This window comes from Pseudomonas sp. REP124 (assembly GCF_020164475.1).
Lineage (GTDB): Bacteria > Pseudomonadota > Gammaproteobacteria > Pseudomonadales > Pseudomonadaceae > Aquipseudomonas.
This window is the reverse complement of the sequence record NZ_JAIQWX010000078.1, coordinates 22348-28598: the sequence shown is the minus strand read 5'-3', so window position 1 is coordinate 28598 and position 6251 is coordinate 22348. Positions and strand designations below refer to the sequence as shown.

6 protein-coding genes are annotated in these 6251 nt (G+C 59.4%); all 6 read left to right on the top strand.

Annotation, left to right across the window (positions count from 1 at the left end; all coding sequences use genetic code 11):
* Positions 1 to 250 precede the first annotated feature (250 nt).
* Genes K9857_RS18815 through K9857_RS18790 form a run of 6 tightly spaced genes read left to right on the top strand, consistent with a single transcriptional unit; the run spans position 251 to position 6207 of the window.
* Positions 251 to 1345, top strand: coding sequence for an ABC transporter ATP-binding protein (locus K9857_RS18815; protein ID WP_224538179.1), 1095 nt, complete (start codon positions 251 to 253; stop codon positions 1343 to 1345).
* A complete protein-coding gene (locus K9857_RS18810; RefSeq protein WP_224538178.1) occupies positions 1345 to 2460 on the top strand; it encodes an ABC transporter ATP-binding protein in 1116 nt (371 codons plus the stop codon). Before K9857_RS18815 ends, K9857_RS18810 begins: the two co-directional genes overlap by 1 nt.
* Entirely contained in the window at positions 2457 to 3323 is an 867-nt protein-coding gene (locus tag K9857_RS18805) for a carbohydrate ABC transporter permease (RefSeq protein WP_224538176.1), read from the top strand. Before K9857_RS18810 ends, K9857_RS18805 begins: the two co-directional genes overlap by 4 nt.
* Positions 3324 to 3333: 10 nt before the next feature.
* Positions 3334 to 4134 carry a carbohydrate ABC transporter permease gene (locus K9857_RS18800; RefSeq protein ID WP_224538174.1) on the top strand — a complete coding sequence of 267 codons (801 nt, stop codon included), beginning with the start codon at positions 3334 to 3336 and terminating at the stop codon, positions 4132 to 4134.
* Positions 4135 to 4144: 10 nt separating this feature from the next.
* The gene (locus tag K9857_RS18795) at positions 4145 to 4417 is read left to right on the top strand and encodes a DUF2160 domain-containing protein (protein ID WP_175377393.1); all 273 of its coding nucleotides are present in this window, start codon (positions 4145 to 4147) and stop codon (positions 4415 to 4417) included.
* Between the two features lie 47 nt (positions 4418 to 4464).
* Positions 4465 to 6207, top strand: a complete 1743-nt coding sequence (locus K9857_RS18790) for an ABC transporter substrate-binding protein (RefSeq protein WP_175377392.1) — start codon at positions 4465 to 4467, stop codon at positions 6205 to 6207.
* Positions 6208 to 6251: the final 44 nt, after the last annotated feature.

The window sequence follows — 6251 nt, the reverse complement described above, 5'->3', positions numbered from 1 at the left end:
CGCCTTCGCCGGCAAGCCGTGCTCCTACAAGCAACTGAACAGTCTGTAGAGTGTTGTTCACTAATGTTCATTGTCAATCGCCGAAGTGTTCAGTTGTTCAGTCCCAACTGTTCATTTGTGTTCAGCATCGAAAGCCAATCGCCCTTAATTTTCAATAATCTTCAGCTTTATCAATAACATGCGATTTCTGGCACGAATGTCGCTATCTAGCTCCGGTCGCTTGACTCCAAAAAATAAAAAAGGCCGAGCCATGTCATTAACCCTGGAGCATGTCAGCCGCACCGTCGAGGGCCAGACCTGGATTGACGATGCGTGCCTCAGTTTCGAACCCGGATCTTTCAACGTTTTGCTGGGACGTACGCTGTCCGGCAAGACCAGTCTCATGCGCCTGATGGCCGGGCTGGACAAGCCCGACAGTGGTCGCGTGCTGATGAACGGCGTCGATGTCACCCAGCGCCCGGTGCGTCTGCGCAATGTGTCGATGGTCTATCAGCAGTTCATCAATTACCCGACCATGACCGTCTTCGAGAACATCGCCTCGCCGCTACGCCAGGCCGGTGTGTCCAACGAGCAGATCCAGAGCAAGGTGCTGGAAACCGCGAAGATGTTGCGCATCGAGAAATTCCTCAAGCGCTACCCCCTGGAACTCTCCGGCGGCCAGCAACAGCGCACGGCCATGGCCCGGGCGCTGGTCAAGGATGCCGAACTGATCCTGTTCGATGAGCCTCTGGTCAACCTCGACTACAAGCTGCGCGAAGAGCTGCGCCAGGAAATGCGCGAGCTGTTCAAGGCGCGCCACACCATCGCCATCTACGCCACCACCGAGCCGAACGAAGCGCTGGCCCTGGGCGGTACCACCACCATTCTTCACGAAGGCCGGGTGATTCAGAGCGGCCAATCTTCTTCCGTCTATCACCAACCACAGACGGTACTTGCGGCTGAGTTGTTCTCCGAGCCGCCGATCAATCTGATGCCCGGGCGTATCGCCGGCAACGAAGTGAGCTTCGCCAATTTCGTTCACTTCCCGTTGAACGTCGACTTACGGCCCGTGGGCGAAGGCGAATTCCGCTTCGGCGTGCGCCCCAGCCATATCTCGCTGGTGCCGAGCAACGACGACGACCTGGAACTGGCGGTGACTGTCGAAGTCGCCGAAATCAGCGGCTCGGAAACCTTTCTGCACGTGCGCAACGAGCATTTCCTGCTGGTGCTGCACCTGCCCGGCGTTCACGAATACGACGTCGATGCGCCGATCCGCATCTACATCCCGACCCATAAACTGTTTGTGTTCGATACGCAGGGGCGCCTGGTTCAGGCGCCGGGCCGGCGTGTCGCGAGGGTTGCCTGATGGCCGAAATCCGTTTGCAGAACCTCGCCCACAGCTACACCAGCACGCCGAGTGGCCCTGAGGATTACGCGATCCGCGAGATGGACCACATCTGGGAGCAGGGCGGCGCGTTTGCCTTGCTCGGCCCGTCGGGCTGCGGCAAGTCGACCTTGCTCAACATCATTTCCGGCCTGCTCAGCCCATCCCAGGGCCATGTGCTGTTCGACGGCAAGGCGGTCAACGACCTGACGCCGGAGAAGCGCAACATCGCCCAGGTTTTCCAGTTCCCGGTGGTCTACGACACCATGACGGTGTTCGACAACCTGGCTTTTCCGTTGCGCAACCAGGGCATGGCCGAGGCGAAAATTCACACCAAGGTCCAGGAAATCGCCGAAGTCCTCGACCTGCAGAACCTGCTGAACAAAAAGGCCCGCAACCTCACCGCCGACGAAAAACAGAAAGTCTCCATGGGCCGTGGCCTGGTGCGTGACGACGTGTCGGCGATCCTGTTCGACGAGCCGCTGACGGTGATCGACCCGCACCTGAAGTGGAAGCTGCGGCGCAAGCTCAAGCAGATCCACGAGCAGTTCAACATCACCATGGTCTACGTCACCCACGATCAGCTGGAGGCCTCGACCTTCGCCGACAAGATCGCGGTGATGTACGGCGGGCAAATCGTGCAGTTCGGTACGCCGCGGGAATTGTTCGAGCGGCCGAGCCATACCTTCGTCGGCTACTTCATCGGCAGCCCCGGCATGAACCTGATCGACGTGCAGCCGCAACCGGGCGGTGTCGGTTTTGCCTCGACTCATCTGCCGTTGTCGGAGGCCATGCAGAAGCGCATCGCCGAGACCACCTGGCAAACCCTGAAAGTCGGCATTCGCCCCGAGTTCGTCCATGTGTGGGAAGAACCCTTCGAAGACGCGCTGCAGGCAAAAGTCGTACACGTCGAAGACCTGGGCACCTACAAGATCATGACCCTCAATCTCGACGGTGTGCCGCTCAAGGTCCGCCTGGCCGAAGACAAACCGGTGCCCGAAGGCACGGCCTACATCAGTTTTCCGGCGCAGTGGCTGATGGTCTATGCCGACGAGTTCCTGCTGCAAACGCAAGCGATCGGGGAGGTGCAGCCATGAACAAGGTGCAGAACAACAAGGCCTGGTGGCTGGTGTTGCCGGTGTTCCTGCTGGTGGCGTTCAGTGCGGTGATCCCGATGATGACCGTGGTCAACTATTCGGTGCAGGACATCTTCGACCAGTCCAGCCGCTACTTCGTCGGCGCCGACTGGTACAAGCAGGTGCTGCTCGACCCGCGCCTGCATGACTCGCTGCTGCGTCAGTTCATCTATTCGGCCTGCGTGCTGCTGATCGAAATTCCCCTGGGGATCGCCATCGCACTGACCATGCCGACCAAGGGCCGCTGGTCGTCGTTGGTGCTGATCGTTATGGCGATCCCGCTGCTGATCCCGTGGAACGTGGTCGGCACCATCTGGCAGATCTTCGGTCGCGCCGACATCGGCCTGCTCGGTTCGGCGCTCAACGGCATGGGCATCAGCTACAACTATGCGGCCAACACCATGGACGCCTGGGTCACGGTGCTGGTGATGGACGTCTGGCACTGGACGTCGCTGGTGGCGCTGTTGTGCTTCTCGGGCCTGCGAGCCATTCCGGACGTGTACTACCAGGCGGCGCGAATCGACCGGGCCTCGGCCTGGGCGGTGTTCCGGCACATCCAGTTGCCCAAGCTCAAGAGCGTACTGCTGATCGCGGTGATGCTGCGCTTCATGGACAGTTTCATGATCTACACCGAGCCGTTCGTGCTGACCGGCGGCGGGCCGGGCAACGCCACGACCTTCCTCAGCCAGACCCTTACCCAAATGGCTGTAGGCCAATTCGACCTGGGGCCGGCGGCAGCGTTTTCGCTGGTGTACTTCCTGATCATCCTGTTGGTGTCCTGGCTGTTCTACACCGCCATGACTCACTCTGACGCCAACCGTTGAGGCCCGCGCCATGAGCAAGAGAAAGCTGATTCCACTGCTGCTGTACATTCTGTTCGTGCTGGTGCCGATCTACTGGCTGTTGAACATGTCCTTCAAGAGCAACACCGAAATCCTCGGCGGATTGACACTTTTCCCACAGGATTTCACCTTGGCGAACTACAAGGTGATCTTCACCGATCCGAGCTGGTACAACGGTTACATCAACTCGGCGTACTACGTGACGCTGAACACGATCATTTCCCTGACCGTGGCGTTGCCGGCGGCCTATGCGTTTTCGCGCTACCGCTTCCTGGGTGACAAGCACCTGTTCTTCTGGCTGCTGACCAACCGCATGGCACCGCCGGCAGTGTTCCTGCTGCCGTTCTTCCAGCTGTATTCCTCGATCGGTCTGTTCGACACCCACATCGCCGTGGCACTGGCGCACTGCCTGTTCAACGTCCCTTTGGCGGTGTGGATTCTCGAAGGCTTCATGTCTGGCGTTCCGAAAGAAATCGACGAAACGGCCTACATCGACGGCTACAGTTTCCCCAAGTTCTTCGTGAAGATTTTCATCCCCCTGATCGGCTCCGGCATCGGCGTGACGGCGTTTTTCTGCTTCATGTTTTCCTGGGTCGAACTGCTGCTGGCGCGCACCTTGACGTCGGTCAACGCCAAACCGATCGCGGCGGTGATGACCCGCACCGTCTCGGCCTCCGGTATCGACTGGGGCGTGCTGGCGGCGGCGGGGGTGCTGACCATTCTGCCGGGCATGCTGGTGATCTGGTTTGTTCGCAACCATGTGGCCAAGGGCTTTGCCCTGGGCCGGGTATGAGGAACTGATGATGGAATGGATGAGCTGGACCGTCCCGACGGCGGCATTTTTCTGCGTGATCGGTTTGATCCTGGTGGTCATGACCACCTGGGAGTTGCGATCGCCGAGCGTCCTTCGGCGAGGTTTTCTGCCGATTGCCACCACTCGTGGCGATCGCTTGTTTATCGGTCTTCTCGGCAGCGCCTACCTGCATTTGCTGGTAATCGGCGTGACCGACTGGAGCATCTGGGTAGCGTTCGCGTTGTCCCTGGTGTGGCTGTTGGTGGTGATGCGTTGGGGCTAGTCGAATCGCTCGGCAATGTTGCTCCGAAAATTAAACAGGAGGTCTCTATGTTCGACAAAAACAATAAGCTGCGACATAGCATTTCATTGGCAGCCCTGCTGGCACTCAGCGGTTTGAGCGCTTCGGCCTGGGCCGATGCTTACGAAGATGCTGCGAAGAAATGGATTGGAAGCGAATTCAAGCCGTCCACGCTGACGGCCGATCAACAGCTGGAAGAACTGAAGTGGTTCATCAAGGCGGCCGAACCGTTCCGCGGGATGAACATCAAGGTGGTGTCGGAAACCATCGCCACCCACGAGTACGAGTCCAAGGTCCTGGCCAAGGCGTTCAGTGAAATCACCGGGATCAAGCTGACCCACGATCTGCTGCAGGAAGGCGACGTGGTGGAAAAGATGCAGACGGTGATGCAGTCGGACAAGAACATCTATGACGGCTGGGTCAACGACTCGGACCTGATCGGTACGCACTTCCGCTACGGCAAGACCGAATCGATCACCGACCTGATGGCCAACGAAGGCAAGAACTTCACCTCGCCGACCCTGGATATCAAGGACTTCATCGGTATCTCCTTCACCACCGCGCCCGACGGCAAGATCTATCAATTGCCTGACCAGCAGTTCGCCAACCTGTATTGGTTCCGTGCCGACTGGTTCGAACGTCCGGACCTCAAGGCCAAGTTCAAGGAGAAGTACGGCTACGAGCTGGGCGTGCCGATCAACTGGTCGGCCTATGAAGATATCGCCAAGTTCTTCAGCGAAGACGTCAAGGAAATCGACGGCAAGCGTGTCTACGGGCACATGGACTACGGCAAGAAAGACCCGTCCCTGGGCTGGCGCTTCACCGATGCCTGGTTCTCCATGGCCGGTGGCGGCGACAAGGGCATCCCCAACGGCTTGCCGGTGGACGAGTGGGGCATCCGCGTGGAGGACTGCCATCCGGTAGGTTCCAGCGTGACCCGCGGTGGCGACACCAACGGTCCGGCGGCGGTGTTCGCCACCACCAAATACGTCGACTGGCTGAAGAAGTACGCGCCACCGGAAGCGGCAGGCATGACCTTCTCCGAATCGGGTCCGGTACCGTCCCAGGGCAACATCGCCCAGCAGATCTTCTGGTACACCGCGTTCACTGCCGACATGACCAAGCCTGGCCTGGCGGTGATGAATGCCGATGGCACGCCGAAATGGCGCATGGCGCCTTCGCCGAAGGGACCTTACTGGGAAGAGGGCATGAAGCTTGGGTATCAGGACGTGGGTTCCTGGACCTTCATGAAGTCCACGCCTGAGAAACAGAAACTCGCGGCCTGGCTGTACGCGCAGTTCGTGACGTCGAAAACCGTTTCGCTGAAGAAAACCATCGTCGGCCTGACGCCGATCCGCGAGTCGGACATCAACTCCCAGGCAATGACCGACCTGGCACCGAAACTCGGTGGTCTTGTTGAGTTCTACCGCAGCCCGGCCCGTGTGCAATGGTCTCCGACCGGGACCAACGTGCCGGACTATCCACGTCTGGCGCAACTGTGGTGGAGCCATATCGCCGAAGCTGCAAGCGGCGAGAAAACCCCGCAACAGGCACTGGACGGACTGGCCAAGGATCAGGACGCGATCATGACCCGTCTGGAACGTTCGAAGGCACAGGCCACCTGCGCGCCGAAAATGAATCCGGAGCGCGACGCACAATACTGGTTCGACCAGCCGGGCGCACCGAAGCCGAAACTGGCTAACGAGAAGCCTCAGGGCGAAACCGTGGGCTACAACGAGCTGCTGAAGTCGTGGGCGGAGGCGCGTAAATAAGGCTCTCAGTGACAAAGTGGAACGGCACCTTCGGGTGCCGTTTT